Origin of the sequence: Bradyrhizobium sp. Ghvi, from assembly GCF_900115265.1 — a bacterium.
Taxonomy (GTDB): domain Bacteria; phylum Pseudomonadota; class Alphaproteobacteria; order Rhizobiales; family Xanthobacteraceae; genus Bradyrhizobium.
Window position 1 is genome coordinate 414,566 of sequence record NZ_FOVU01000003.1, and the last position, 24,382, is coordinate 438,947.

Below are 24,382 nucleotides of genomic sequence, written 5' to 3' on the forward strand. Positions count from 1 at the left end.
ACTAGAACTTCACCGTCGCCGACAGTGAGATGCGCCGGCCATCGCCCATCGCGACGTTCAGGGCGCTCCCGGTCGTGGAGGTGTAGTAGACCTTGTCGAACAGGTTCTTGACGTTGAACTGATACGTCACGGGTACTTTGTCGATGGTCGTGTCGTAGGTCGTGAAGATATCGGCAACCGTGTAGGCTGGGAGGAAGAACGTGTTCGCGGAATCGCCCGGCCGATCGCCGACATAGTGCGCGCCGCCACCGAGCCGCAGGCGTCCGGGCAAGCGGTCGCCGAAATCGTAGACGAGATAGAGCGACGCCGTGTTCATCGCAGCGTTCAGCAGCTTTGCATTGCCGACGAGGGGATCGTCGATCAGGCGCGCGTCGGTGTAGCCGTAGCTGCCGATCACGCTCCATTCATCCGTGAGCCTGCCGGTGACGTCCAGTTCGACACCGCGCGATCGGGCCGCGCCCGAGGCGCGCCCGGTCGACCTGCCACCGCCGATCTCGTCCAGCACCAGTACGTTCTTCTTCTGGATGTCGTAGACCGCAAAGGTGCCCGACAACCGCTTGTCGAACTTCAGCCCGGTCTCCCACTGCGTCCCCTCTTCGGGCGCGATGGTGGAATCGACGACGAATCCGCTGGTGAACGCCGCAATGGTCGAAGTCGGCTTCAACGACTGCGTATAGCTCACATAGTAAGAGAGCTCTTCGCTCAGCTTGACCACGACGCCACCGAGCGGCAGCACCCTGTCGCCCGACAGGTTGGTGTTGGTAACGAAGACAGGCCGGCCCTTTCCGGCGAGCTGCTCATATTGCATCCAGCGCACGCCGCCGACCACGGACAGCCAGTTAGTCAGGTGGAAGGTATCCTGGGCGAAGAAGCCGCGGGTACCGAGCTTGTCGGTCTGCTCGCTGTCGACAGGCGAAATGGTCGTGCCAGGCGTGATCAGCCCGTAGACCGGATTGTAGACATTGAAGCTCGGGGTCGCCTGCCGGATCAAGTCGCGGCGATCGATCGTGCGATACAGCGCCTCGCCGCCGAACAGAATCTCATTGCGGAAGCCGCCGACCCAGACGTCCCCTTGCGTGTAGGAGGTGCCGTAGCTGGCGTTGCTGAGCGAGTTCTGGGTGCCATCGTTGCTGCGGGTCTCAACGCCCGTCTTCGCATTGACGCCGGTGATCCGAAGCTGGTTGGCGCTGTAAGTCTCCGTGTTGTAGCTGTAGGCTGCCGTGACCTTCCAATTGTCGCTCAGCTTCTGCTCGACCGAGCCCTGCACCAGATCCGACGTGCCCCACATATTGTTGAAGGGTTCATCGAGCCGACGTGTCTTCGGAATCGCCAGCGGCGCGCCGTTGACGAATGCGGTGCCGCGGTCGAAGGGAGTGATGAATTCGCGATGCTCATAGGTGAGCTGGACCGTCGTGGTCTCGCCGTACCAGGCGAGTGACGGGTTTACGAGCATTTCCCTGTGGCGGCCGAAATTGCGCCAATAGTCCTCGCTGATGCCGTAACCGATGAAGCGATAGGCAAGACCACCGTCGCCGATCGGACCGGTGACGTCGAATGTGCCGTCGGCGCCGTTGCGATTGTTGGCGTAGGTCGAGCCCAGCAGCGTAACTGAGCCGTGCTGGTACAACTCCGGACGTTTGCTGATGGTGTTGACGATGCCCCCCGGATCCATGATGCCGTAGAGCAGCGAGGCCGGCCCCTTCAGCACCTCGACGCTGTCGACTGCAGCATTGAGGCTGCGCCCCTGCACCAGCGGCATGCCGTTGCGCATGATCGAACCGTCGCGGTTATCGCCGAAGCCGCGTCGGATCACTGCATCCTGGGTACCGGCGAGCGTGTTGGTCTGCGTGATGCCGCTGATGTTGACCAAGGCATCGTCGATGTTGCGTGGCAGCTGGTCCTTGAGCACCTGGGCGGGCACGATGTTGACGGATTGCGAGGTGTCGAGCGGCGATGCGCCCGAGCGCAGCGTGGTCGCGCTCGGCATTGCGCGATAGCCGAGCTTTGCGGCCTGCTGCGCGGCGGCCTCTGCCGCGGCACGCTCGGACAGGTTCGGTGCGGCGGGCGGAGCGGTGCTTTGGTTGCGGCGCGCGGCCGCCTGCGTACGTCGTTGCGACTGTTCCGAAGCGCGCGACGGCTTCGGCCGCTGCGTCGGCGCATCCACGTTCACGGGCGGCAGCGCCGTTTGCGCCTGCGCGATCGTACTGCCGGAGGGAGATTCGGCGAGCAGCACGGCTGCGCCGATGAGAAAACCTGCGCGGCTGTTACCGGCGCGATTTCGATGGCCGCTGACGCGAGGGCCACCCAGAGAGGTACGCACTTTCGATTCACTTCCAAGTCACAGCATTGACGCTGGCGCGTCTAGCAGCCGCTGCGAACGAAGAGAACCGTGGCCGGACTTGAATAGCTCTAGTGTTGAATCGTTCTAGATTGAGAGCAACGGAGAAAGGCAGCTGCGACACGCCGCGCACGAATTCGCGGCAACGTGTCGCAGCATTGCTGCAAGCTCAGGCGATGGCGGGGCTGGTCAGCTCGTCCAGCTTCGCCTTGAGCGCGGTGCCATCAGACAAAGCACGTAGCGGCGGACGCACGCGCAGCCAGCCGGCATCGCCGGTCTGCGCGGCGAGGATGGCCTTCAGCGTCGTCAGGAAGGATGGCGACTTCACCACGATGTCGACCGCGGCCTGCATGCGCGCTTCGACATCCTTGCCGTCGATCATCGCCTTGACCAGCTCCGGCGCGATATTGGCCATGCCGCAGATCGTCCCCGCGCCGCCGCCGGCGATCGCGCGCGCGATGTCGGTTTCATTGCCGACGGTGATGGCAAGCTCAGGCGCCGCGGCACGGAACGCCTGAAATTGCTTGAAGTCGCCGCTGGAGTCCTTCAGGCCCGCGACCACATTGCCGTAGCGCCTGCGCAAATTTGCAGCGACCGTCGTCGGGATCGCGACACCCGAGATCTGCGGGATATGATAGAGATAGGCGCGCAGACGATCGTCGGCGACGCCGTCGATGATGGCCGCAAACGCATCCTCGATGCCCTCAGCCGTGACGCTGCGGTCGAAGTAAGGCGGCAGAACCAGCACGTGGCGCAGGCCGAGGCCGAGTGCGGCGCGCGTCAGCGCGATGCTGTCGCTGATGGCGGGAAAGCCGCCACCGACGCCGATGCGCTCCGCCGGCACGCCGGCCTTGAGCACGGCGTCGATGGTCGCGACGCGTTCGGCAACATTGAACGAGGTCCCCTCGCCGGTGGTGCCGAACAGCACGACACCATCGACCCCCTTGCTGAACAGCTGCTTGGCATGCGCAGCGAGCTTCGCAGAGTCCACATTGCCGTTCGCCGCCAGCGGCGTCGCCGACGCCACCCAGAACCCGCGAATTGCCTCCGTCATAGCACCACCCATTGTTGCATCCCGAATAAGGCCCTGATCCGTAACGGTCTTCGGGGCCCATGAGGCTGTTTTTGCTTTACTTTGCCTCTTGTACCTTACATACAAGAGAGATGCAATTCCCTGCCGTAGCTCCGCCCAGGGCGGCTCGGCCAGATATGCAAGAGGTCTCACATGGACATGCTGACGCCCGTCGGACATCCCGCCTCATTGCTCGAAACGTTGCGCGACAAGCTCGGCGCCGCGGCCGTGCTGACCGGCAGCGATGTGCCGACACGCAATTGCAACGACTGGAGCGCGAGCCTGCCGCAAATACCGCTGGCGGTGATCCGCCCGCGCGATGCCCAGGGCGTTGCCGATGCGATCCTCACCTGCCGCCAGGCGCGCCTGCCGTTCGTGCCGCAGGGCGGCTTGACCGGCCTCTGCCGCGGCGCCGCGCCCGAAGCCGGCTGGGTCGCGATCTCGCTGGAGCGGATGACCGGCATCGAGGAGATCGATCCCGCATCGATGACGATGACGGTGAAAGCAGGCACGCCGCTGGAGACGATCCAGAAGGCCGCAGACGAAGCCGGCTTCTTTTTTCCGCTCGATCTCGGCTCGCGCGGCTCCTGCGCGATCGGCGGCAATCTTTCCACCAATGCCGGCGGCAACCGCGTGATCCGCTACGGCATGACGCGCGAGCTGGTGCTGGGCTTAGAGGTGGTACTGCCCGATGGCACTGTCATCACTGGCCTCAACAAGCTGATGAAGAACAATGCCGGTTACGACCTGAAACATCTCTTCATCGGCTCGGAAGGCACGCTCGGCATCATCACCCGCGTGGTGCTGAAACTGTTTCCGAAGCCGCGCTCGACCATGGCCGCGCTCTGCGCCCTGAAGGACTATGCCGCGGTGATCGAGTTGCTCGGCGCCGCCCGCAGCGGACTCGGTCCGCTGCTGTCGGCGTTCGAGGTAATGTGGCCGGATTATTGGGACGTGATCACGACCCGCGCCGGCGTCAAGCCGCCGGTCGCCGCCGGCCATGGCCTCTACGTGCTGGTCGAGGCGCAAGGCACCGACGAGAGCGTCGATGCGCCGCGTTTCCAGGCCTGGCTCGAAGAGCTGATGGAGCGCGGCCTGCTCACGGATGCTGCCGTGGCGCAATCGCTGGCGCAGACGCAAGGCTTCTGGCGCGTGCGCGACATCTGCGCCGAGTTCGGTCAGGTGCTGGGCCCGCACATCTCCTACGATATCGGCCTTGCGGTGGCGCGGATGGACGAGTTCGCGACGCGTTGCAAGGCGGCCCTGGCTGACGGCATCAAGGGCTGCGAGAGCGCCTATTACGGCCACATCGGCGATGGCAACCTGCACCTCGTTTCCTGGGTCACAGGCCTTCCCGTCGAGCAGCAGCCCAAGGAGGAGATGGATACGATCATCTACGGCCTCGTCCGCGACATGGGCGGCAGCGTCTCGGCCGAGCACGGCATCGGCACGCTGAAGAAGAAATGGCTTGGTCACGCCCGCAGCGAGGCGGAGATCGCCTTGATGCGGACGCTGAAGGCCGCGCTCGATCCCGATCATCTGCTCAATCCCGGCAAGGTGATCTGAGATCCCCGATGCGCTCGCTCAAGCTCGATGCGCCGAAATCGCTGTCGCAGCGGGTGATGCTGCGGCTGCGGCAGGCGATCATCGACGGCGAGTTCGCGCTGGGCGCTGCCATTTCCGAGGAGATGGTGGCGACCTCGTTCGGAGTCAGCCGCACGCCGGTGCGCGAGGCGATGGGTCAGTTGCAGGCGCAGGGGCTCGTGGTGATCCGGCCGCAGGTTGGCAGCTTCGTGTTCACGCCAAGCGCAGAAGACATCACCGCGCTGTGCAGCTTCCGCATCGCGCTCGAGCCCAAGGCCGCCGAGTTCGCCTTTCGTCATGACCGCGTTGGTGCGATCGCCGCGATGACCGAAGCGATTGCGGCGATGGAGCCGGCGGTGGAGGCCAAAGACAACATCGCCTATGGCCGCGCCGACGCCGCCTTTCACGAGGCGCTATTCAGCCATTGCGGCAACCGCTATCTCGCCGAATCCTATCAGCTCGTCTCCGGCCGCGTCGCCGCGCTCCGCACCAATCTGACCTCGCCGATCGACGTGCGCACCCGCTCGTCGTTCGACGAGCACCGCAAGCTGCTCGACCTGTTCGCGCGCGGCGAGTTTGCGACGTTCGAGGCAAACATGACCACGCACATCACCAATTCAGGCGTGATCTACGCCAAGGCCTTGAAGGTCGAGGCACCCAAAGGGGGTGAGCGCTTCTAGCGTGCGCCCTCCGGTCCCGGCCTGTCCAGGAAATCCAATGCGGTGTTGATCTGGTCGAGCTGATGCTCGATTTTCTCGCGATCCTCGACCGACTGCGCCTTCTGAAGCTGTTCCACGAGCTTCTGCTTCCGCAGCAGCAAATTCTCTATGACTGTGCTCACAGCTCCCCCGTCGCCCGAGGCGATACAGCGAGCGCCACATCGTGGAGGCGCACGCGGACCGGGCTCGCGTCGAACCCTCCATCAGAATGTTCCGTGGCCGGGTTGGTTCCTATAGCCGAGTGCGCGATCCCCGAGGGGACGGGAACCCTCGGCTCATCGCGTCGCGACGATAGCGGCAGGCTGCGGGCCATATGTGGACGGTGTCACAGTCGCGCGTGACGTCCCGATCGGCAAAGTCGGCACACCGATCGGTTGAATTCGGCCGCCCGGAGTCCTATGCCTAGGCCCCATGGACACCCAGATCATCGCCGCCACCAAGCCCCTGACGGCCCAGGCGCGCCCGCGCAAGCCGGCGCCGTTCCTTCCCATGAGCCGCGCCGAGATGGACGCGCTCGGCTGGGATGAATGCGACATCGTGCTGGTGACTGGGGACGCCTATGTCGACCATCCGAGCTTCGGCATGGCGATCATCGGCCGCCTGCTCGAGGCCCAGGGCTTCCGGGTCGGCATCATCTCCCAGCCCGACTGGCAGTCGGCGGAACCGTTCAAGGCGTTGGGCAAGCCGAAGGTGTTCTTCGGCGTCACCGGCGGCAACATGGATTCCATGGTGAACCGCTACACCGCGGACCGGCGCCTCCGCCATGACGACGCCTACACGGCTGGCGGCGAAGGGGGCAAGCGGCCGGACCGCTCGACCGTCGTCTACGCCCAGCGCTGCCGCGAGGCGTTCAAGGATGTGCCGATCGTGCTCGGCGGCATCGAGGCCTCGCTGCGCCGGATCGCACATTACGATTACTGGTCGGACAAGGTGCGGCGCTCGGTGCTGGCCGACGCCAAGGCCGACCTCCTGCTTTACGGTAACGCCGAACGCGCTGTTGTCGAAGTCGCGCATCGCCTCGCCGCCGGTGAAAGCCCGCGCGAGCTCGACGACATCAGGGGCGTTGCGCTGTTTCGCAAGGTCCCGGCGGACTACACCGAGCTGCACGCCGACGATCTCGATTCCGCCGACGAGGGCGCCACGCGGCAGAAGGGTGCGACCGTGATCCGTCTGCCCGCGCTGGAGCAGGTCGAGCAGGACAAGGAAGCCTACGCCCGCGCCTCACGCGTGCTCCACCGTGAGAGCAATCCCGGCAATGCGCGGCCGCTGGTGCAGCGCCACGGCGACCGCGATCTCTGGCTCAACCCGCCGCCGATCCCGCTCACATCAGAGGAGATGGACGCGGTCTACGACCTGCCTTACGCGCGCGCGCCGCATCCGTCGTACGGGGATGCGAAGATCCCGGCGTGGGACATGATCAAGTTCTCGGTCACGATCATGCGCGGCTGCTTCGGCGGCTGCACCTTCTGCTCGATCACCGAGCACGAGGGCCGCATCATCCAGAACCGCTCCGAGGGTTCCATTTTGCGCGAGATCGAGAAGATCCGCGACAAGACGCCGGGCTTCACCGGCGTGATCTCCGACATCGGCGGCCCCACCGCCAACATGTACCGGATGGCGTGCAAGGACCCGAAGGTCGAGGCAGCGTGCCGGCGGCCGTCCTGCGTCTTCCCCGAGATCTGCCCGAACCTCAACACCTCGCACGACGAGCTCATCCGCCTCTATCGCAAGGTGCGCGAGACCAAAGGCATCAAGAAGGTGATGGTGGCCTCGGGCGTGCGCTACGACCTCGCGGTCGAGAGTCCCGAATACATCAAGGAGCTCGTCACTCATCACGTCGGCGGCTATCTCAAGATCGCGCCTGAACACACCGAGCGCGGCCCGCTCGACAAGATGATGAAGCCGGGCATCGGCGCCTACAACAAGTTCAAGCGGATGTTCGACGAAGCCGCGGAAAAGGCCGGCAAGAAATATTACCTGATCCCCTATTTCATCGCGGCGCATCCGGGCACCACCGACGAGGACATGATGAACCTCGCACTGTGGCTGAAGAAGAACCGCTATCGCGCCGATCAGGTGCAGACCTTCCTGCCCTCGCCGATGGCGACCGCGACCGCGATGTACCACACCGGCGTCAATCCGCTGCGCGGCGTGCGCCACGGCGGCAGCGACAAGGTCGAGGCGATCAAGGGCCTGCGCCAGCGCCGCCTGCACAAGGCGTTCCTGCGCTACCACGACCCCGACAACTGGCCCGTGCTGCGCGAGGCCCTGATCGAGATGGGCCGCCGCGACCTGATCGGCTCGCAGCCGCACCAGCTCGTCCCGGCGCACCAGCCGCCCGGCACCGGCAAGGCTGCCGGCACGCGGCGGCCGGTGCGACCGGGCGGCAGGACGCAGAAGTTCACGACCAAGGGCGTGCGCGTGATGAAGTAGCGGCGCGAGCGCCGAATTGCGCCTCAGGCGTTCGCGTCCGCGAACAAAGTCGAAAACAACCCCATGCACAGTAGCCAGACTGTGGGAATCCAGGGCTTACAGGGCGGGAGCACGGCCGGACCATCCCATTAGCGGACACGGCCAGCCAGGCCTAATTGACGGTCGCCAACATGGCGTAGCATTCGCCGAACTTGCCGTCCTCACTGTCCTTCAGGTCGCGTCCCGGAATCTTCTGTCCTGCCTCCAGCGGAAAGAAGCTCTCGGCCAAGCCCCTTTCTTCCGCGGTCTGCAGCCCTCGATTGATGTAGGACATATGCTCCTCGCCGTCGAAGGCGATTTCGGACCGCCGGTAAAATCCCCGCGCGAGTCGCGCGCGAAGCTCCGCCAGAAAATCGAACATTTCGAGGTTATCGGTCGGGACGGCCGAACGATCCTTGGCCCATCGGAAATAATAGGTCGGCTCTGCAAGGAAGAATATCTCGAGCGCGGTCGCGATATCGCATTTCTGTTGCCTGATGATCCATAACAGGGGCGCGTGGCTGTAATCCCAATTCCACCTCGTCGCCACGACGTGCCAGATATCCGGATCCGTCGTTGCCATGAGCCAACGGGCGAACCTGACGAATTTCTGGGGCGGGTAGTTAGTCCAGGGCGAACAATGCTCGGCCCAGCTCAGCAGCATCTGATCGGGGTCTTCGACGGATTTCCATTTGTGGGCGAGCTCCCGCTTGCGGTTGGTTTCCGCGCGTCGTTCGGTATCTTGCCGTTGTCGCCGCTCCCGCGCCTCGTCGAGGTCGGCCCGGTACAGGCCGAACGCATACACTTGCCCATCCTTTATGGAGACATCAATCCTCGCATTCAGGGCAGTCAGTTTGGCTCGATACCTGATAAACCCGCGCTCGTTGGGCAAGCCCGTCTCGCCGTCCGCCAAACGCACCTCAGGCAGCGCCTTGCGCAGGGCGTCGACGGTCATGCCGATCTGTACGCCGCACACCGCCACGTCGCGGGGGAAATTGAACATGGCCGAATAGAAGATGGAATCGATGACCCCATCCGCATGCGAAAAATCGACCGACACGCCGGTGGCGCTCTCAAAGCGGCCCAACCTATCCAGTGCCCGCTTCGTAGCCTCCGGCCCAAGAAGCGCTTCAATCTCGGCCGGAATCATCAGGGGACGGAGTTGCGACAATTGCTGAGCGAGGGACATCGGGAGGCCGCGTAAGGAAGGGAAATATCCGGCGATTCTTGCGCCAGAAGAATGGGACAGTCATCGCGCCTTTCAGGCCGTGGTCGCATATGCCTGGTCAAATCGACCTGCAGCAAGGTCATCGCGCGTGATCCAGAAGTGAGCCGGGCCACCCTGTGAAAACGAGAACTCCCTGCTGAGCCCCGGGTCGGTATCGATCTGGAAGAGCGAGACATCCTCTCCCAACCCTACGTCATCGCTGAACCCATGTGGACCCGTCGGCGGACCGAGCATCTGATGGCGAACGAAGTGCGTTGCGCTAAATTTTCTGCCGCCATCTTGGCCTTCCGTGCGATAGAAGGGCTGGGCCAAGCCCGCTTGGCCATCAAAAGGCGGGACCGAAACGATCGGTGTCTTTTCGCCGGTCGCTCGCTCAATGGACGCAACCGTCCTGAGGTCGGCTGCGATCGTATAGTCGTCGCGCAAAATTGCCCGACAGCCGACGAACGTATCGACGAGGTGAGCGTTGAGGGGCGCCTCTGGAAAAATGCGCAGCCCGCGGCTGCGGCCGCCTCCATCCTGACCAAAGGCATGTGCGACTTGAGGCGGCAATTCCGTTGGCGCAACGCCCGGTGCCGCTCCTGGCGCTGCCGAATAGATGACGCGGGTCGAGTACTTGAAGTCATCGACTGCGCCCACCTCATCATCTCCCCACAACATCGTTTCGTACATGTCGGCAAAAAAGTAGAGAATGCCTGTTGTGGGCAGCTTGGGCCCGCCGGGCTCAAGCGGGCTCCTTGGCAGCGCGGCGAGATCGATTTGCGCAAGGAAATGCAGCGGCGTTTTTGACTTAAGTTGGCGCGGCCACGCAACGCCTTTGGGCAGCCACGGCAGACCGCCGAGTTTGGAGGCCGAACGAAATGTGTCCACCCTTCTCAGCCAGATCGCCGGGTGACGGTTTGCATCAAGCGCTTTCGTGAAGGGCGAATTCACAGCGAACTCCCTTGTGCGGAGATTCAGGCAAGGCAGCGGCCCGGTTGAACCTCAAAGATATTTGAGTATCCACGCAAGACCGGAACGCTTGGCGGGTTGCTTCTTGAGATCGGGAGGACGTGGGGTCGTTCCCAGCAAAGTATCCAGGGCGTCGGCGTATCCGGCGACGCGATCTGTGATCATCTTGGTCGGAATCGGCGGGCGCCCCGGGGCCTCTCCGTCCGGTTGAACGGCGGCGAAGTCCGGAAAAAAGTAGAAAATTCCTGACACGCCTTCCTCAGAATCGAAGCGGAAAGACACGCCCGCGCTCGTCGGACACGCGCAAGCCGTCGGCTCCCGAAGGCCTGTCAGCCAAATGTTGGGTCGACGTGTTCCTGTGATGAGGGTCACAAAGTTTGCGGCCACGACCAGCGGATCTTGCGAGATCACCTCTTGGGATGACGATACGATCTGCCTCAATTTCGGTGTGTCAGCCAATTCAGGCGTTCCAACCATCCTTCGCCTCGCAAACTGTCATTGAAGACGTCTGGAGATCTTACTCGGCAACGCTACCTGAGATAGTTAAAGGCACAGCCCAAATTAGAACTGCGTTCAGGAACTCTAAACGCGTAAGCACAAAGTCTTACAACTGCCGACGTTGCTCGGACGAGCCGACGATCGAACAGAGATGCCTGTGTGCTGCGGCCCCTGAGTCCGCTTATCCGCAGGTCGGCTGCACAGGTAAACCGGACTTAGCCAACGTCTCGGCATCTCCGCCGACGTGCTGATCCATCCAAGTCGAAAAAGGGTCGCAAAGCAGGTGGTCGATTGACATTTCCTCCATCATGTAACATACAAAGTTACATGAAACGCGACAGCCGCCTGTCAGGCGTCCTCCACGTCCTGCTGCACATGGCGCAGCAGCCGGGGCCCTTCACGTCCGAGACCTTGGCAAAGGCTGTGGACACCAATCCGGTGGTGATCCGCCGCATCATGGCGGGCTTGCGGGACCTCGGCTACGTGCGCTCGGAAAAAGGCCACGGGGGCGGATGGACGCTTGCCTGTGATCTTTCCAAGGTGACGCTGCGCGACGTTTACGTCGCGCTCGGCAGCCCTGCGCTTCTGGCCATGGGCAACCGGACGGAAGCGCCGGGTTGCCTGGTCGAGAAGGCCGTCAATGCGGCCCTCGGCAAGGCCTTTGACGATGCCGAGGCGCTGCTGCTGGCGCGCCTCGGCGAGGTGACGCTGGCGATGCTGAGCGAGGATCTTGGCCGGCGGCTGGGATCACGAAAGCAGCAGGGCATCAGCGCGCATCATCGGTGATCAACGCCATCAAGCAGGACGATATCGTGACCGACATTCAGAGCGCGTTTGCCGATCCGCACATGGTGGCGAAATATACCGAAGGACCGCCGCGGGCCGTTCCCGGCTACACTTCGATGCTGTCCATGGCGGCGATCCTGCTGGCCGAGCGTGCGCGTGAGGATGCGCGCATTCTCGTGCTCGGCGCCGGTGGCGGGCTCGAACTGAAGGCTTTTGCGGAGGCGCAGCCGCGCTGGAGTTTCGATGGCGTGGACCCCTCGGCGGCAATGCTCGATCTCGCGAGGCAAACGCTGGGCGCGCTCGCCTCGCGCGCGCAGCTTCATCAAGGCTATATCGACCGCGCGCCGGAGGGCCCGTTCGACGGCGCGACGTGCCTTTTGACGCTGCACTTCGTCGATGCCGAGGAACGGCATCGCATCGCCTCCGAGATCCATCGCCGCCTCAAACCGGGCGCGCCGTTCGTGGCGGCCCATTTCAGCATTCCCGCCGGCGAGGATGAGCGACCGATCTGGCTCCAGCGCTATTCCGCTTTCCTGGCTGCCGCCGGCCTCGCGCCCGACAAGGCGGCTGCCGCGCGCGCCGCGGTCGACGCGCAACTGAGCATTCTGCCGCCGGAGCAGGACGAGGCGATCCTGCGCAGCGCCGGCTTCTCCGCGCCAACCGTGTTCTACACCGGCTTCACCTTCCGCGGCTGGGTCGCGTACGCTTGACGCGCGCCAGCCTCACCGGTCCACCGGCCTGCCGCGTCTTTCGGGATGCATGGCGTATTTCGCCTGTGAGGTCACACGGCAGATCGACGTCAGCGATCACGGAGCCCGCGCCGCCGAGGTGGCCCAGTTCGAGAGGAGCCACCCCAAGAGGTTGGATCTTCAAGCCTTGAAAAAGGTCGCAAGATAGAACACGGCAGCCAAAAGGATGGTGATACCGATGATTGTCAAGGCGGCCTGTCTGGTTGAGACGTCGCGCATGTCGACGCCTCCTTCAATTGGACACGCCCAGCACGGTCAAGGACCGCTTGTTGTGGCCCGGGGTTTGAAACTCAATGGCTTGGCCAACCGACAGGCCGATCAACGCAGCTCCGACCGGCGTAAGAACCGAGACCCGTTTTAGCGTTATGTCCGCTTCGTGGGGATAAACCAGTACCACGTCCCGGACTTCACCGGTTTTGTCATCGCAGTACCGGACCTGCGAGCCCATGCTGACTACGCCGCGCAGATCGGACTTTTCCGCCACCACGCTTGCACGCTCTATCTCCTGTGCAAGGAAATGGGCCACGCGCGGGAAGAGCACCGCGCTTGAACTGGCTAGAGCGCTAAGACGCCGCGCCTCATCCTCTATCACAATGATGGGTGGCAACACGATTTCAGGTTTTCCCTTGCGATTGGTCTTGCTCATAATCTTCTGTCCTTTCTAGGCGGCCGATGGTCCCGGATCATCGTCATCAAGGAGCTTCCTGCCCTTGACCTCTGGATTGCTGAACAGAGCCCTGACAACATCATTCGGATCACCCCGGCTGACGCGTTCGATCTTGACGACGTTGGTGCGCCCAGCGGTGAAGAAGGGGATTTCGCTTCCGACCTTCAGCCCGACCAACGCTGCGCCCAACGGCGACATCACGGAGATTTGGGTTCGCTCGGACGTGTGGTCTTCGGGCACCAGTTGCCTTGTCTCGTGGGGGAAGCCCCAGGCGATCCGGAACGTCACCCACGAACCCATGGTGACGATGCTGTCCAATTTGGCCGCGCGATCAGGGACGACTTCCGCGCGGTTGATCTCACTCAACAGAAAACGTGCGTCGACGTCGCCTTGATCTGCGCGCCGCTGCGCGAGCCGTTCCAAGCGGCGATGGTCAGACGCCGGAAGAGTGACGGTCGGAAAAAAGAGGGTGTTCACGACATGCCTCCTTGTTTGGGCTTCTCGTCGCGGGAGAGCCACACACCAAATCGGTTTGATGAAGGAAGGGGGTAATCCGGACGGCACCAACTACCGTCCGGCTAAGCTCCTGCTTGGAGCCGTCCGGCGTGCAAGCAACGCCGCGCAATGCGCGGGTCGATGTCAAGGACGTGGATCATGTCGTGATCACCATAGGACCTTCTGCTCTCCCTGGAACGCGACGAAAGAGCACACACGTAAGCCACAGCCCGGCCAACGTAGAGACGCAAGATCCAGCGTTGGAACGCTGCATCACGGCGATCATTGAGCCGGCGGGGCAAAATTCTCTGGAGGAAGAAGGCGATGCGTTCGATCTTGGCCTTGAGCGTTTTGATAGGCCTGTGCGGGTCCGCGAACGCGGCAACTTCGCATCATGGGCACCGGCACACGGTGGTTCGTCCCCATCATCACATCTACCCACCAGGCCGAGCCCCGGGTTTTGCCTATGCGCCGCGTCAATACTACCGGACCGCCGACCCCTGTGACAGGCCAGAACCGTATTTCGGCGCTTGTCAGGGTTATGCGCCTGGCGAAAAGGAGCGGTTTCTCGATAGTGTGCTCAACCCGTATTAGTTTAGGAAGTGCACGACCGGGAGCCCTGGGACAACCGCTGTCTCCAACGGCGCCCCCGCACGAGCTGATTTTCCACGAGTCGCCGATGGCCACCAGCGCAGACCTTCGCCGCATAGCCCTGTCGCTTTCCGGGACGACGGAGGCGCCTCACTTTGATCGCGCCGCTTTCAAGGTGGCCCGGATCTACGTGACGCTCGCAGCCGACGGCAAGACGGCCAACTTCAAATTCACGCCAGACGAGCAGGAGTTCAAATGCCTCACGTCGCCGGAGGCGTTCGCTCCCGTCCCGAACGCCTGGGGCAAGCAAGGCTGGACCACGGCAACTCTGGCGAAGCTGACATCGGGCGAGCTGAAATCGGCACTGGAGATAGCGTGGCGCCACGCTGTATCGAAAGCGCGGAAGTCCAAGCGTGGCTGACTGCCGCCGGATCGCGCTGGCGACAACAAAAATTATTGGCTGGCCGCTGCAGCGGCGGTCGCCACATATTTCGTGTAGAATTCGGCGACCCGGCCGCGCCACATACCGACGAACGCCTCCGAGGTCACGTTGTCCACCGATTTCCAGGCGCGCTTGAACGCCGGAAGCGCATTGCCCCAAATCGCGCGTTTGCACCACCTCTCGCCCTTCTCCTTGCCTTCGCTGGTGGCGCACATCGATTTCCAGGCGGAGCGAGCGGGGTGGCTGATGTGCTCAGCGGCGCCTTCCCAGCCCTGCTGATGGATCAGGTAAAGATCGCTCATGTCCGGCGTCCGGTGCGTGATCCACCCGAATTGGACGCCTTCGGTAATGATCTTGTAGGCGGCCGCAACGGCGTTGTCCCTGGCATTGCGAATCTGCCCGGAGCCGAACTTGCCGAACTCATATTGGCTCAACTGAAACAGGCCGATATACGATCCGGTGCGTTGATTGGGATTGAAACCGGATTCGATCTTGGCAACCGCCATCATGAAATTGAAATCGAGACCAAACGCGTCGGCAGCGCGCTTGATCTCTTCGGCCGGCGTTCCGAGCGGAATGTCCTTGAACGCACGCAAGACGATCTCCGCCGGTTTCTCGGCGGGCGGCAGCTCGGACCAGACGTAGTAGACCAGATAACGGAAATCCTGCGTCGACGCCGCTTTCGGCGCAGCGTTGGATGCATCCGGTTCTGCCGGCAGCGGCTGCACGATGTCCTGTCCCAACGACGCCAATTTTGGCGCGACGGGTTGATCGACGATCTCGGCTCCGCTGCTCGATGGTCCGGAACCTGCTGATATCGCCGAACCAGGCTCTGCTCTTTCGGCCCGAAGCGCTGCCGCAAGTCTGGCGGATGCCTCGGCGTACAGGGCAGGCGTCACCACGATCGCAGGCGCCATGTTCGCTGCCGCTGCCGGAATGACATCCGGCACCGTCGCGGCCGGTCTGTTACCGGCGGCCAGACCAAGCCCAACGGACGCGATGAGAGCCACGATGCAGCTGGTCTGCCAAACCTTCATTGCCCGAAGTCCACGGATGGCTTCCGTACGAAGGCTATGCGCATGATGCTGCAGCCCAGGTGAGTCCCTTCGTAGAAACTTATGGTTTAAATGTGGTGAACGAGAGCAGATTTTATGCCGCGCCACTCATCGGATGTGTCCACTTTGGGGCGCAAGCGGCCCCCTGGCGGGCTCGTGGGGGCAGCTGCCGATGAGCGATTGCTTCGCAGGATTTGACGTAACGGTTGAGCCTAGTCTCCGCTCGAAACGCGATCGAGGCGCAGCCGGTGGCGCTGGTCCGTGAGCAGCCGTGCGCCACCGAGCACGGCGGCCAGCGTTCCCAAGCCCGTTCCGCCTGCGATCAGGAACATGATCAAGAGCTGATATTTTGCCGCGTCGACCGGCGCGACACCGGCGAGAATCTGGCCGGTCATCATTCCCGGCAGGGACACAAGGCCGATCGCCGCCATGCTGTTCATGATCGGCGTGAAGCCGCTTCGCAGTGCGTCCCTGACGACCGGCAGCACGGCTTGGTACCGGGTGCCGCCGAGCGCAAGGCAGGCTTCGATGGCACTTCGTTCGCGCACGAGGCCGGTGATCAGGACGTCCAGTCCGAGACTGATCCCCGTCATGGTGTTGCCCAGGATCATGCCCAGCAGCGGCAGCGCGTAGCGGGGGTGATACCAGGGATCCGGTCGCAGCTCCGTCAGCAGCGCGAACATCGTGACGCTGCCGGCGGCGAGCAGCGTGCATGACGCGCCCAGGCCATAGCTCCAGATGCCGGGAAGACGCCGCTTTTGCCGCGCAACGATTTCGCGCGAAGCGAACAGGACCATGACGAAGGCCGCAAGCGCGGTCCAGAGCGGCGAGACGGCGGCAAACAGGAACGTCAGAACGTATCCGACCAGCACGAGCTGGACCACCATCCGCACCGTGGCGACCGCCAGTTGCCTTTCGAGCTTGAGGTGGAGGACAAGCGAGAGAACCCCGTCCATGACAACGAGGAGCGCGGGCAGGATCAGATCGCCGTAAGCCAGGGGGATGTAGGTCACGTCAGCTCTTCCTCGATCCTGCCGCCAGTGCTCATCCGTAAAATCCTCGACCCGACCCTCCGCGCCTGAGCATCATCGTGCGTGCTCCAGATCACGCTCGCGCCCTGCTTTACCCGATCGGCGATCAGGGATTCCACGGCCGCAGCCGATGCTGCGTCGAGCGCCGACGTCGGCTCATCCAGCAGCAGCACGCGCGATTGCAGCACGAGACCGCGCACAAGCGCCAATCGCTGTCGCTCGCCCGTCGACAGTCTTTGAATCGGCCAGGAGGCGCAGTCCTCCGGCAGCCGCAAGCGTTTGACCAGCGGCAGCGCATCATCCCATGCCGTGAAGTGCTCCCGCACCGTGTCGGACCACCAGCCGGGCTCGGCGGCAAGGTAGGTCACCTGCTTTCGCCAGGCGGGGGCGGGCATCGATTCTCTCAGCTTTCCATCCAGCTTGACCGCGCCTTCGTTCGGATCGAGATCCGCGATGGAGCGGAGCAGCAAGGTCTTGCCTACGCCGGAAGGCCCCTGCAGGGCGACGCATTCGCCGCCCCTCAGGTCGAATGACACGCAGATGTGCAGGCGCTTGAGTCCGCTGACCGTCAACATGCGTCAAAGCTTGAGCTGCAGCCGATCGGCGACGCGCCTTGCGATCTCCGCCGGCGCCTCCTTCGGATAGGGATGCACCGAACTGACATTGATCTCGCCGAGCACGTAGCTGTCGCTACCGTCGGCCTGAACCGGGCCGAGCATGAAGTCGGCGTCCCAGATCGCGGGCAGGTCACATCGCGCGATGTCCAGCAGCGAGATCAGCTGCGGCGTCCACTCGTCCTCCATCATCAGACGCAGCCGCTGGAAGCGGGGGTCCGCGTTCGAGGTGTAGAGCCGCGGTCCGGCTTCGGAACGCGCAGCCGGCGACTCCACCAGGGCCTTGACCTTGTGATGGCCGAAGCCGGCGCACCGATCGCCTGCCATATAGCAGCGCACCACGCCCTCGCCGAGGCGAGGCTGGAACGCCTGATCGATCACGCTGCCGTTGTCGAAATACTCCGCGCAGCGCCGAATGAAATCGTCCAGCGTCAATTCCTCCGAGATCTCCTTGGTTGCGTCCAGCACTTTCACCATGGGCGAGGGCTCGAGCCGCTCGACCTTCCAGACGCCTTGACCGCCGTTGCCGCGGTTGCGCTTGATGACACGCGGGCCGGCAGCAAGCCGCGTCGGCAGCTCGGCACGCATCGCCTCTGCAGTCTGATACAGCGCCGTGTCCGATCCCCAGCCCATCGCGCGGGTATGATAGAGGACGTCCTTCGTGCCCATCTTGAGGATGACATCGGGATGGGCGCTCACCCAGACGCCTTGCGCGGCGACGTCGCGCAGCAGGGCATCGAGGCCGGCACGGTTTCGGCCGTCCTGGATCGGATTGACCCAGACCAGCACGCCATCCACGGCGAGCAGTTGTTCGCGGACGGAATCCGCGAAGCTCTCGTCGTAAATCGCGGGATGTGCTTCGACGCCGATGGCATCAAGCGCCTCGAAGACGTCGGCGAAGCGACCGGTTTTCGAAGTGGCGTTCTGGCGGGCAGCAGAATCTCCTCGCGAGAGGATGGCGACGGCGGGTCGGGAGGAGGATCGTCTTTCGGTCTTCATGCGCAAGCTCCACGTGTTGCGTGCTGCGCAGAGCTTGGACCGAAGTCTCGCCGGGAGTCTGCTTGATCCCGCGCAGGCAGTCTATGTGAGATCGCCCGGTCCGATCAAGTGGCCATTCTTCGACGAAGAGCGCCACTTGCGATGACACACGTTCCCATCCGCCCAACTTTCGTCCGGTCAACGTTCGCAAGAGTCCGAGGCTAATTCGTTCAGGCAGACTTGGTTCGAGCGCATCGGCTACGATCGACCAGTGATGCGATAGACTCTCGCGCTACCCTCCACGCCACGCAAAGGCGCGTCGAATTCTTCGACATCGTGGCCAATCACGAGTTCGCGAACGCCGGGAGTCGTATAGAGCGCTTCGGTCAGACAGATTTCTCCCGCATTCGCGAATGACTGGACCCGTGCGGCTATATTCACGGTTTGGCCGAAGTAGTCGAGGTTCTCGTTGAGGGTCACGGCAATCGAGGGCCCGCAGTGTGCGCCCATTTTGAGGATAATGGCGGGCTGGTCTCGTTCGGAGTTGAACTGATCGATTCCCTGCAGCATTTGGAGCGCCGCTGCGACCGCGTCGACCGGCCGGGAGAACGCAGCCATCACGGCATCGCCGATGGTCTTCACGATCGCACCTGCATGCCGTTGGGCGACTGCGTCGAGCAGAGCGAAATGTTCCCTGACCAACGCATAGGCGTTGAGATCTCCGAGATGCTCATAAAGAGCGGTCGAACCCTTCAAGTCGGTGAACAGGAGCGTCACCTGGCGGACGCCGAGGCCTTCCTCCTCGTCCACACGCTCGGAGCGGAAGAGCTTGCGGAAAGTCTGCCGCGTCAGCAGCATGCCGCCAGACACGTAGGGATCAAACTCGAGTGTCGGCTTCTCCGGCATGGCTACGATCTCGGGTGGCCAGTTGATCAGGAGCACCGAGCCGCGCTTCGCCCCTGTATTGCTGATCTCGAAGACGGCGCGCCCCGACGGCACGGCCGAAACAGGGGATGTGAAGCGCTGCCCATCGTAGGTGATGCGGATGATGGTCGGAGTGCCGGGCGAAGGTGCCGAGGACTCCACCACGGGAAGCGTGAAGCCAGCCTGCGTCTGGACGTTAACGCCTGAAAGGGCGCCGGACTTGATCTCGGTCTGCAGGGTCGTGGTCACACCTGGTGGCAGATATGTCATGCCGCGTACCAGAGTGCGCAGGACGTCGACAAATCGGGTTTGTCCTCCCGGCAGCCGCCCGCTGTCCGCGAACTTCAGTTTCCAATGCAGGTCTTCGATCGAGAGGTTGTCAACGTCGTGCAATGCGAGACGTCGTACTTGCGGCGAGACGGAGAAAGAAGCTTGGATGAAGTCGTCGAGGTCCGTCTGTCCGTCGATATCGCATAGCCCGCAGACGAAATGGCTCCGAAGCGCTCGCAGCTTGCCGAAGCTTTCCAGGACCAAGCCTGAATGGGGACACAGAATGTCCCAATGCAAGTCGACGAGCCCGGCGCGAGCAGCGTGGAGGAACAGGTCGATCGCTTCCTGCTCAGCCACGCCGCGATCTCGAGCGAACGCCAAGGGGTTGGCGCGGAAGATGCTGACTTCGTCGCCACTACGGATCAGGGTTTCAAACTTGGAAATGACCCGCGGGCTCCAGGCTCTGGCCTGCTCGATCTGGGTCATCTTGCTTTCGAGAAGCCGTTCGTCAATGGATGTCATCGACAGCTCCTGACGGTGCTAGTCCAGCGAAAAGCAGCATTTCGCAGCGCCGGCCATCCGCTGGCGGTCCAAGGATAACACACCGGCGGTACGTTGCCCTGAACTAATTCGGTCGGTTTAGGCATCGCCGCTTCCGCTCCACCCTGACAAGCCGACCTGCTCAAAGGCCAGGTTGCAAATGGCGGCGCGGGCTGCTCAGACAGCGACATTTGCGATGACACGCGTTCCGTGCCTGCCCAACTTTTCATTCAGGCGGCCTATCGCAAATTGCCGTGGTCACGCTTAGCTTGGGGCTCATGAAAAAGATCGGATTCCTGTCCTTCGGACACTGGACACCCTCGCCGCAATCGCAGACGCGCTCGGCGGCTGATACGCTGCTGCAATCGATCGATCTTGCGGTCGCGGCCGAGCAGCTTGGCGCGGACGGCGCCTATTTTCGCGTGCATCATTTCGCGCGGCAGCTGGCTTCACCCTTCCCGCTGCTGGCTGCGGTCGGCGCCAGGACCAGCAGGATCGAGATCGGCACGGCCGTGATCGACATGCGCTACGAGAACCCGCTCTACATGGTGGAGGATGCCGGCAGCGCCGATCTCATCGCCGGCGGACGGCTCCAGCTCGGCATCAGCCGCGGCTCGCCCGAGCAGGTGATCGACGGCTGGCGCTATTTCGGCTATCGCCCGGCCGAAGGGCAGAGCGATGCCGACATGGGGCGGCGCCACGCCGAAGTATTTCTCGATCTGCTCCGCGGCGAAGGTTTTGCAGAGCCCAATCCGCAGCCGATGTTTCCGAACCCGCCGGGCCTGTTGCGCCTCGAGCCGCATGCCGCCGGCTTGCGCGAGCGGATCTGGTGGGGTGCCGGCTCGAATGCGACGGCGGTTTGGGCGGCGAAGCTCGGCATGAATTTGCAGAGCTCGACGCTGAAGAACGACGAAACAGGTGAAGCCTTTCACGTGCAGCAGGCCGCGCAGATCCGCAGTTTTCGCGCCGCATGGAAGGAAGCCGGCCACACGCGCGAGCCGCGCGTCTCCGTCAGCCGCAGCATCTTCGCGCTGATGGACGATCGCGACCGCGCCTATTTCGGCCGCGAGCGCGGCGGCGAGGATCAGATCGGCTTCATCGACCCGCACACCCGCGCGATCTTCGGCCGCTCCTATGCGGCGGAGCCGGACGTGCTGATCGAGCAGCTCAGGCAGGACGAAGCGATCACTGAAGCCGATACGCTGCTGCTGACCATCCCGAACCAGCTCGGCGTCGACTACTGCGCGCACGCGATCGAGGCGATTTTGACCCACGTGGCGCCGGCGCTGGGGTGGCGCTAGCTTTCTAGCGAGCCCGCCCTCGCGCGCATCGCCGGTCGTGTGAAGTGGAGCGAGGCGGCCAACCGCTCGGCCATGATGGAGCCTCTGGCCGTCGCCGCTGGGACGGCGTTGACCGCCTCGCTTTCGTGGTGAGCTTAGTGTTGACGCTCGTGAAAACGCCTTTCAGGGAGCCGCCGAGACTGTTGACGGCGGTGATGATCGCCAGGGCAATCCCTGCGGCGATCAGCCCATACTCGATCGCCGTTGCACCGCTCTCTCATCGGCGAGGAACTTCTTGAAGGTGGACAACAAACGGGCCTCCCCGAGTTATATATCATGTTGCGTGTATGTGACGGTTGTTTCAACCGATGTATGCACGTCAACAAGTTAAGTGTAGATGAATCCGCAGGATGAAATCTGATGGTATCGCCCGTCTTCATGCCTGTTGCAGATTGTCACATCGTGTCAGCTCGCGCGCCCCTAGCGCGTCGGCAGGCGCTCCACCAGCTTCGCCAACATCGCGGCCGGAAGCTTCACCGCCGACAGCCGCCAGCCATCGCCGGCAAAATGCATGCTGATGCTGCCGGCATCGCTGGTGGCACCGAGCCGCAGCGAAAACTCCACCGGCTTGATGAAAGTGAAGCGCCGGACAATTCCCGGTATGTTCGAGACGTCAATCTCCGTCAGCGGCGGAATGCTGCCGAGCTCGACGTTGCTCCGCACCGTCCCGGTCCGGAGCAGAACGGCGATATTGTCCTGCGTCAGCAGTTTGCCTGCGAGGTCATCCGCGAGGCTGGCGCCGAACGTGTTGATGGCGAGGCGCTCGAACGGCTTGACCGGGCGCGTTTGCCCGAGGCGGCGAAGATAGGCATCGATCAGCTGCTCAACAAAAGCGTGGCGCACGCGCGGAAGATCGGTCCGGGCAAGCACCTGATCGGCGTCGCCGCTGCGCGCCGCAGCAATCAGGCCGGCGAGCGAAGCGAATGCCACACCTGCATAAACGAAGAAGCACAGCGTCAAGACGGCGAACGCGGCGATAAGCCACTTCATGCCGGCCCAACGAGGATCGGAACGCGGCGTTCCAACATCATGCGCTTACGTGCCTAGCGCCGGCGCATTCGTCTCCAATGTGCGGGGTCAGCCGGAAAGCCCGCTTCCTCTAGCGAGAAAACGGGCCCGAGCAGTCAGTGCATATGGCCGATGAGATAGATTCCACCACCGACGACCAGGATTGCGGGCAAGGCCCAAAGAATCAAAACAGGCATCTGTCCTCTCCTCCAATTCTGCTCCCGAAGGAAAATAGCAAGAAGCGGCAGACGTTCCCCGGTTCCCCAGGGAACGCGCAGGCAGATCATGAGTTCATCGCAGCGCCGCATCCAGCGGCGAGGGAGAACGCGATGAAGAAGTTGATGTTGATTTCAGCCGCCGCCCTGCTCGTGTCGACGGGCGCGATGGCGCAAACCACCGTGACCACGACGACGGGCGCGGCGCACGGTGCCACCGTGCAGATCGAGCCGGAGTATCGCACCAGGATCCACTCCTACGTCACCGAGCACAAGATCCGCCCGGTCGAGACGCACGAAAAGATCGTGGTCGGCTCGCCGGTCCCGCGCGACGTCGAGCTCGCGACCGTTCCGAGCGATTGGGGTCCCTCGCTCACCAAGTATCGTTACGTCTATTCCGGCAGCCACGTGATGCTGGTCGATCCCGAGACGCGCATGGTCGTCCAGGAAGTCGACTAGCGCCGCCCGCGGCGGGTCGTGGAGGAGCGGCCCGCCGCGTATGCGTTTGGTGATTCGTAGCAGCGCCTGATGCCCACCATCCGATGTTTTCGTTCGCAGGCGCACTGATCGTGGGGTTGCTTTTTGTAATCCGGAAATCTGCCGCCGATTGCTGCACCTTCGACAGCCGATGAGATCGAGCGAACCGTCATTCGCGTTCGCTTCGCACACGAGAAACTTGCGAGTCTGCATTGCGCGGAAAGCAGCGCATGAACAGCAGATGAATGGACGCCGCGATGTTCGCCCACTCCACGCGCCGCGAAACTGCGGACACAGCGGATCAGCCGTGAACGGCGCGCATGCAGGGGAACGTTTGCGCGATTGCCAATTTATCCCGGGCCTGATTTGGCGATTTTTGGAAACTGGAGGAGACAGAGATGAGGATGTTGAAGCTTTCCGCGGCTGCGGCCGCTCTGCTGGCCAGCACGGCGTTGGCCGTTGCGCAATCGAGCTCGACGGTCGGTACCGGCGGCTCGTCCGCTGGCGGCGGCACCAGCAGCTCGACGATCGGGACCGGCGGCTCGTCGGCTGGTGGCAGCGGCTCGGGCTCGGCATCGACGCTCGGCACCGGCGGCTCGTCGGCGGGCGGCGGCAAGAGCAGCTCGACTGTCGGGACCGGCGGCTCCGCGGCCGGCAGCGGTTCGGGCAGCGGCTCGGCTTCGACGCTCGGCACCGGCGGTTCGTCGGCGGGCGGCGGCAAGAGTTCGTCCAGCGTCGGCACCGGCGGCTCGGCAGCGGGCTCAGGCTCGAACTCCGCCTCGACGCTCGGCACTGGCGGCTCGTCCGCGGGCAGCGGCAAGAGCGGCTCGACCGTTGGTGCGGCCGGCTCGTCTGCGGGCCATGCCAGCGAGATGGGCATGGAAAAGGGCAAGGGCCACCACAAGGACGAGATGAAGAAGGACAAGGACAGGGATTAACGCCTTAAGGTCCACGGAGCGGCAGCGATGCCGCTCCTTTGTCTGTGTTGGAGGAGAACTGCCATGAACAAATCGATCATTGCGATTTCAGCATTGGCTTTGATGGGCAGCACCGCTCTGGCCGCAACGACGGAAAAGACCGGCAAGACGGCCTCCGGCGAAACCTGCAAGGTCACGGTCGAGAAACATGCCGACGGCAGCATCACTGCGCTCGGCTCATCTAGCTCCGGCACGACCGGATCGACGGCGTCAAGCGGTTCGCTGTCGAGCTCGAGCTCGGCCGGCGGATCGTCGGTGCATGTGCAGGCCGGCGGCGGCAATGTTTCGAGCTCGTCATCGACGGCAGGCGGCCCTGGCTCAACGAGCGCCAGTACCATCACCGTCAACGGCTGCACGATCTCGACCTCGTCACCCTGAACAG

24 protein-coding genes and 1 pseudogene are annotated in these 24,382 nt (G+C 63.3%); 10 read left to right on the top strand and 15 right to left on the bottom strand.

Features of this window, described 5'->3' with window-relative positions; genetic code table 11:
* Position 1: 1 nt before the first annotated feature.
* The gene (locus BM374_RS13190; protein ID WP_092292674.1) at positions 2-2,320 is read right to left on the bottom strand and encodes a TonB-dependent siderophore receptor; all 2,319 of its coding nucleotides are present in this window, start codon (positions 2,318-2,320) and stop codon (positions 2-4) included.
* 187 nt (positions 2,321-2,507) lie between these two features.
* Entirely contained in the window at positions 2,508-3,392 is an 885-nt protein-coding gene (locus BM374_RS13195) for a dihydrodipicolinate synthase family protein (RefSeq protein WP_092292676.1), read from the bottom strand.
* Between the two features lie 171 nt (positions 3,393-3,563).
* On the opposite strand from BM374_RS13195, the gene BM374_RS13200 reads away from it, so the two are divergent.
* Positions 3,564-4,976, top strand: coding sequence for an FAD-binding oxidoreductase (locus BM374_RS13200; RefSeq protein WP_092292678.1), 1,413 nt, complete (start codon positions 3,564-3,566; stop codon positions 4,974-4,976).
* Between the two features lie 8 nt (positions 4,977-4,984).
* Positions 4,985-5,674 carry a GntR family transcriptional regulator gene (locus BM374_RS13205; RefSeq protein WP_092292680.1) on the top strand — a complete coding sequence of 230 codons (690 nt, stop codon included), beginning with the start codon at positions 4,985-4,987 and terminating at the stop codon, positions 5,672-5,674.
* Here BM374_RS13205 and BM374_RS38555 read toward each other — a convergent pair.
* On the bottom strand, positions 5,671-5,835 hold the full coding sequence (locus BM374_RS38555; protein ID WP_177248266.1) for a hypothetical protein: 165 nt from the start codon (positions 5,833-5,835) through the stop codon (positions 5,671-5,673). The two genes, BM374_RS13205 and BM374_RS38555, sit on opposite strands and share 4 nt — an antisense overlap.
* Before the next feature lie 289 nt (positions 5,836-6,124).
* On the opposite strand from BM374_RS38555, the gene BM374_RS13210 reads away from it, so the two are divergent.
* Entirely contained in the window at positions 6,125-8,146 is a 2,022-nt protein-coding gene (locus BM374_RS13210; protein ID WP_092292682.1) for a YgiQ family radical SAM protein, read from the top strand.
* Between the two features lie 151 nt (positions 8,147-8,297).
* On the opposite strand, the gene BM374_RS13215 is transcribed toward BM374_RS13210, so the two are convergent.
* The 3 genes from BM374_RS13215 to BM374_RS13225 form a co-directional block, all read right to left on the bottom strand.
* Positions 8,298-9,353, bottom strand: coding sequence for a DUF4274 domain-containing protein (locus BM374_RS13215; protein ID WP_092292684.1), 1,056 nt, complete (start codon positions 9,351-9,353; stop codon positions 8,298-8,300).
* A 72-nt stretch (positions 9,354-9,425) separates the two neighbouring features.
* The gene (locus BM374_RS13220) at positions 9,426-10,325 is read right to left on the bottom strand and encodes a DUF1963 domain-containing protein (RefSeq protein WP_177248267.1); all 900 of its coding nucleotides are present in this window, start codon (positions 10,323-10,325) and stop codon (positions 9,426-9,428) included.
* A gap of 51 nt (positions 10,326-10,376) precedes the next feature.
* Positions 10,377-10,802 carry a hypothetical protein gene (locus BM374_RS13225; protein WP_143270179.1) on the bottom strand — a complete coding sequence of 142 codons (426 nt, stop codon included), beginning with the start codon at positions 10,800-10,802 and terminating at the stop codon, positions 10,377-10,379.
* 366 nt (positions 10,803-11,168) lie between these two features.
* Here BM374_RS13225 and BM374_RS13230 point away from each other — a divergent pair, with 366 nt between their 5' ends.
* Both BM374_RS13230 and BM374_RS13235 read left to right on the top strand, forming a co-directional pair.
* Positions 11,169-11,627: an Rrf2 family transcriptional regulator gene (locus tag BM374_RS13230; protein WP_092292691.1), complete on the top strand. Its 459-nt coding sequence runs from the start codon at positions 11,169-11,171 to the stop codon at positions 11,625-11,627.
* Between the two features lie 62 nt (positions 11,628-11,689).
* On the top strand, positions 11,690-12,337 hold the full coding sequence (locus BM374_RS13235) for a class I SAM-dependent methyltransferase (RefSeq protein ID WP_502689440.1): 648 nt from the start codon (positions 11,690-11,692) through the stop codon (positions 12,335-12,337).
* A 271-nt stretch (positions 12,338-12,608) separates the two neighbouring features.
* Here BM374_RS13235 and rnk read toward each other — a convergent pair whose 3' ends face one another.
* Both rnk and BM374_RS13250 read right to left on the bottom strand, forming a co-directional pair.
* Positions 12,609-13,022: a nucleoside diphosphate kinase regulator gene (rnk, locus tag BM374_RS13245; RefSeq protein WP_177248268.1), complete on the bottom strand. Its 414-nt coding sequence runs from the start codon at positions 13,020-13,022 to the stop codon at positions 12,609-12,611.
* 15 nt (positions 13,023-13,037) lie between these two features.
* Positions 13,038-13,520, bottom strand: a complete 483-nt coding sequence (locus BM374_RS13250) for a GreA/GreB family elongation factor (protein ID WP_092292695.1) — start codon at positions 13,518-13,520, stop codon at positions 13,038-13,040.
* Positions 13,521-14,217: 697 nt separating this feature from the next.
* Between BM374_RS13250 and BM374_RS13255 the strand changes: the two genes are divergently transcribed.
* Positions 14,218-14,550, top strand: coding sequence for an MmcQ/YjbR family DNA-binding protein (locus tag BM374_RS13255; RefSeq protein WP_092292697.1), 333 nt, complete (start codon positions 14,218-14,220; stop codon positions 14,548-14,550).
* A gap of 32 nt (positions 14,551-14,582) precedes the next feature.
* Here the strand turns inward: BM374_RS13255 and BM374_RS13260 are convergent, their stop codons facing one another.
* The 5 genes from BM374_RS13260 to BM374_RS13280 form a co-directional block, all read right to left on the bottom strand.
* Positions 14,583-15,608, bottom strand: a complete 1,026-nt coding sequence (locus tag BM374_RS13260; protein WP_092292699.1) for a lysozyme family protein — start codon at positions 15,606-15,608, stop codon at positions 14,583-14,585.
* Positions 15,609-15,838: 230 nt separating this feature from the next.
* Positions 15,839-16,639 (bottom strand): ABC transporter permease, encoded by an 801-nt coding sequence (locus BM374_RS13265; protein WP_092292701.1) that lies wholly within the window; start codon positions 16,637-16,639, stop codon positions 15,839-15,841.
* Positions 16,636-17,232: an ABC transporter ATP-binding protein gene (locus BM374_RS13270; RefSeq protein WP_092292703.1), complete on the bottom strand. Its 597-nt coding sequence runs from the start codon at positions 17,230-17,232 to the stop codon at positions 16,636-16,638. Before BM374_RS13270 ends, BM374_RS13265 begins: the two co-directional genes overlap by 4 nt.
* 3 nt (positions 17,233-17,235) lie before the next feature.
* Positions 17,236-18,270 carry a Cj0069 family protein gene (locus BM374_RS13275; protein WP_092292705.1) on the bottom strand — a complete coding sequence of 345 codons (1,035 nt, stop codon included), beginning with the start codon at positions 18,268-18,270 and terminating at the stop codon, positions 17,236-17,238.
* Positions 18,271-18,507: 237 nt separating this feature from the next.
* Positions 18,508-19,965, bottom strand: coding sequence for an adenylate/guanylate cyclase domain-containing protein (locus tag BM374_RS13280; protein ID WP_092292707.1), 1,458 nt, complete (start codon positions 19,963-19,965; stop codon positions 18,508-18,510).
* Between the two features lie 296 nt (positions 19,966-20,261).
* Between BM374_RS13280 and BM374_RS13285 the strand changes: the two genes are divergently transcribed.
* The gene (locus BM374_RS13285) at positions 20,262-21,284 is read left to right on the top strand and encodes an LLM class flavin-dependent oxidoreductase (RefSeq protein ID WP_092292709.1); all 1,023 of its coding nucleotides are present in this window, start codon (positions 20,262-20,264) and stop codon (positions 21,282-21,284) included.
* 130 nt (positions 21,285-21,414) lie between these two features.
* Here BM374_RS13285 and BM374_RS39380 read toward each other — a convergent pair.
* Together BM374_RS39380 and BM374_RS13295 are read right to left on the bottom strand one after the other, a co-directional pair.
* Positions 21,415-21,522, bottom strand: a pseudogene (locus BM374_RS39380) (Flp family type IVb pilin); the annotation flags it as partial.
* Positions 21,523-21,743: 221 nt separating this feature from the next.
* Entirely contained in the window at positions 21,744-22,313 is a 570-nt protein-coding gene (locus tag BM374_RS13295; RefSeq protein ID WP_092292711.1) for a DUF2939 domain-containing protein, read from the bottom strand.
* Between the two features lie 347 nt (positions 22,314-22,660).
* On the opposite strand from BM374_RS13295, the gene BM374_RS13305 reads away from it, so the two are divergent.
* The 3 genes from BM374_RS13305 to BM374_RS39180 all read left to right on the top strand — a co-directional run bounded on the left by BM374_RS13305 (position 22,661) and on the right by BM374_RS39180 (position 24,378).
* Positions 22,661-23,005 (top strand): DUF1236 domain-containing protein, encoded by a 345-nt coding sequence (locus tag BM374_RS13305; RefSeq protein ID WP_092292715.1) that lies wholly within the window; start codon positions 22,661-22,663, stop codon positions 23,003-23,005.
* Positions 23,006-23,421: 416 nt separating this feature from the next.
* On the top strand, positions 23,422-23,961 hold the full coding sequence (locus BM374_RS13310) for a hypothetical protein (RefSeq protein ID WP_092292717.1): 540 nt from the start codon (positions 23,422-23,424) through the stop codon (positions 23,959-23,961).
* Between the two features lie 63 nt (positions 23,962-24,024).
* A complete protein-coding gene (locus tag BM374_RS39180) occupies positions 24,025-24,378 on the top strand; it encodes a hypothetical protein (RefSeq protein ID WP_092292719.1) in 354 nt (117 codons plus the stop codon).
* Positions 24,379-24,382: the final 4 nt, after the last annotated feature.

Bases quoted from the DNA above. Each gene is read 5' to 3' on its own strand.
- BM374_RS13195 (WP_092292676.1), bottom strand. From the start codon at position 3,392: ATGACGGAGGCAATTCGCGGGTTCTGGGTGGCGTCGGCGACGCCGCTG.
- BM374_RS13200 (WP_092292678.1), top strand. From the start codon at position 3,564: ATGGACATGCTGACGCCCGTCGGACATCCCGCCTCATTGCTCGAAACG.
- BM374_RS13205 (WP_092292680.1), top strand. From the start codon at position 4,985: ATGCGCTCGCTCAAGCTCGATGCGCCGAAATCGCTGTCGCAGCGGGTG.
- BM374_RS13210 (WP_092292682.1), top strand. From the start codon at position 6,125: ATGGACACCCAGATCATCGCCGCCACCAAGCCCCTGACGGCCCAGGCG.
- BM374_RS13215 (WP_092292684.1), bottom strand. From the start codon at position 9,353: ATGTCCCTCGCTCAGCAATTGTCGCAACTCCGTCCCCTGATGATTCCG.
- BM374_RS13230 (WP_092292691.1), top strand. From the start codon at position 11,169: ATGAAACGCGACAGCCGCCTGTCAGGCGTCCTCCACGTCCTGCTGCAC.
- BM374_RS13235 (WP_502689440.1), top strand. From the start codon at position 11,690: ATGGTGGCGAAATATACCGAAGGACCGCCGCGGGCCGTTCCCGGCTAC.
- rnk (WP_177248268.1), bottom strand. From the start codon at position 13,022: ATGAGCAAGACCAATCGCAAGGGAAAACCTGAAATCGTGTTGCCACCC.
- BM374_RS13255 (WP_092292697.1), top strand. From the start codon at position 14,218: ATGGCCACCAGCGCAGACCTTCGCCGCATAGCCCTGTCGCTTTCCGGG.
- BM374_RS13260 (WP_092292699.1), bottom strand. From the start codon at position 15,608: ATGAAGGTTTGGCAGACCAGCTGCATCGTGGCTCTCATCGCGTCCGTT.
- BM374_RS13270 (WP_092292703.1), bottom strand. From the start codon at position 17,232: ATGTTGACGGTCAGCGGACTCAAGCGCCTGCACATCTGCGTGTCATTC.
- BM374_RS13275 (WP_092292705.1), bottom strand. From the start codon at position 18,270: ATGAAGACCGAAAGACGATCCTCCTCCCGACCCGCCGTCGCCATCCTC.
- BM374_RS13280 (WP_092292707.1), bottom strand. From the start codon at position 19,965: ATGACATCCATTGACGAACGGCTTCTCGAAAGCAAGATGACCCAGATC.
- BM374_RS13285 (WP_092292709.1), top strand. From the start codon at position 20,262: ATGAAAAAGATCGGATTCCTGTCCTTCGGACACTGGACACCCTCGCCG.
- BM374_RS13295 (WP_092292711.1), bottom strand. From the start codon at position 22,313: ATGAAGTGGCTTATCGCCGCGTTCGCCGTCTTGACGCTGTGCTTCTTC.
- BM374_RS13305 (WP_092292715.1), top strand. From the start codon at position 22,661: ATGAAGAAGTTGATGTTGATTTCAGCCGCCGCCCTGCTCGTGTCGACG.
- BM374_RS13310 (WP_092292717.1), top strand. From the start codon at position 23,422: ATGAGGATGTTGAAGCTTTCCGCGGCTGCGGCCGCTCTGCTGGCCAGC.
- BM374_RS39180 (WP_092292719.1), top strand. From the start codon at position 24,025: ATGAACAAATCGATCATTGCGATTTCAGCATTGGCTTTGATGGGCAGC.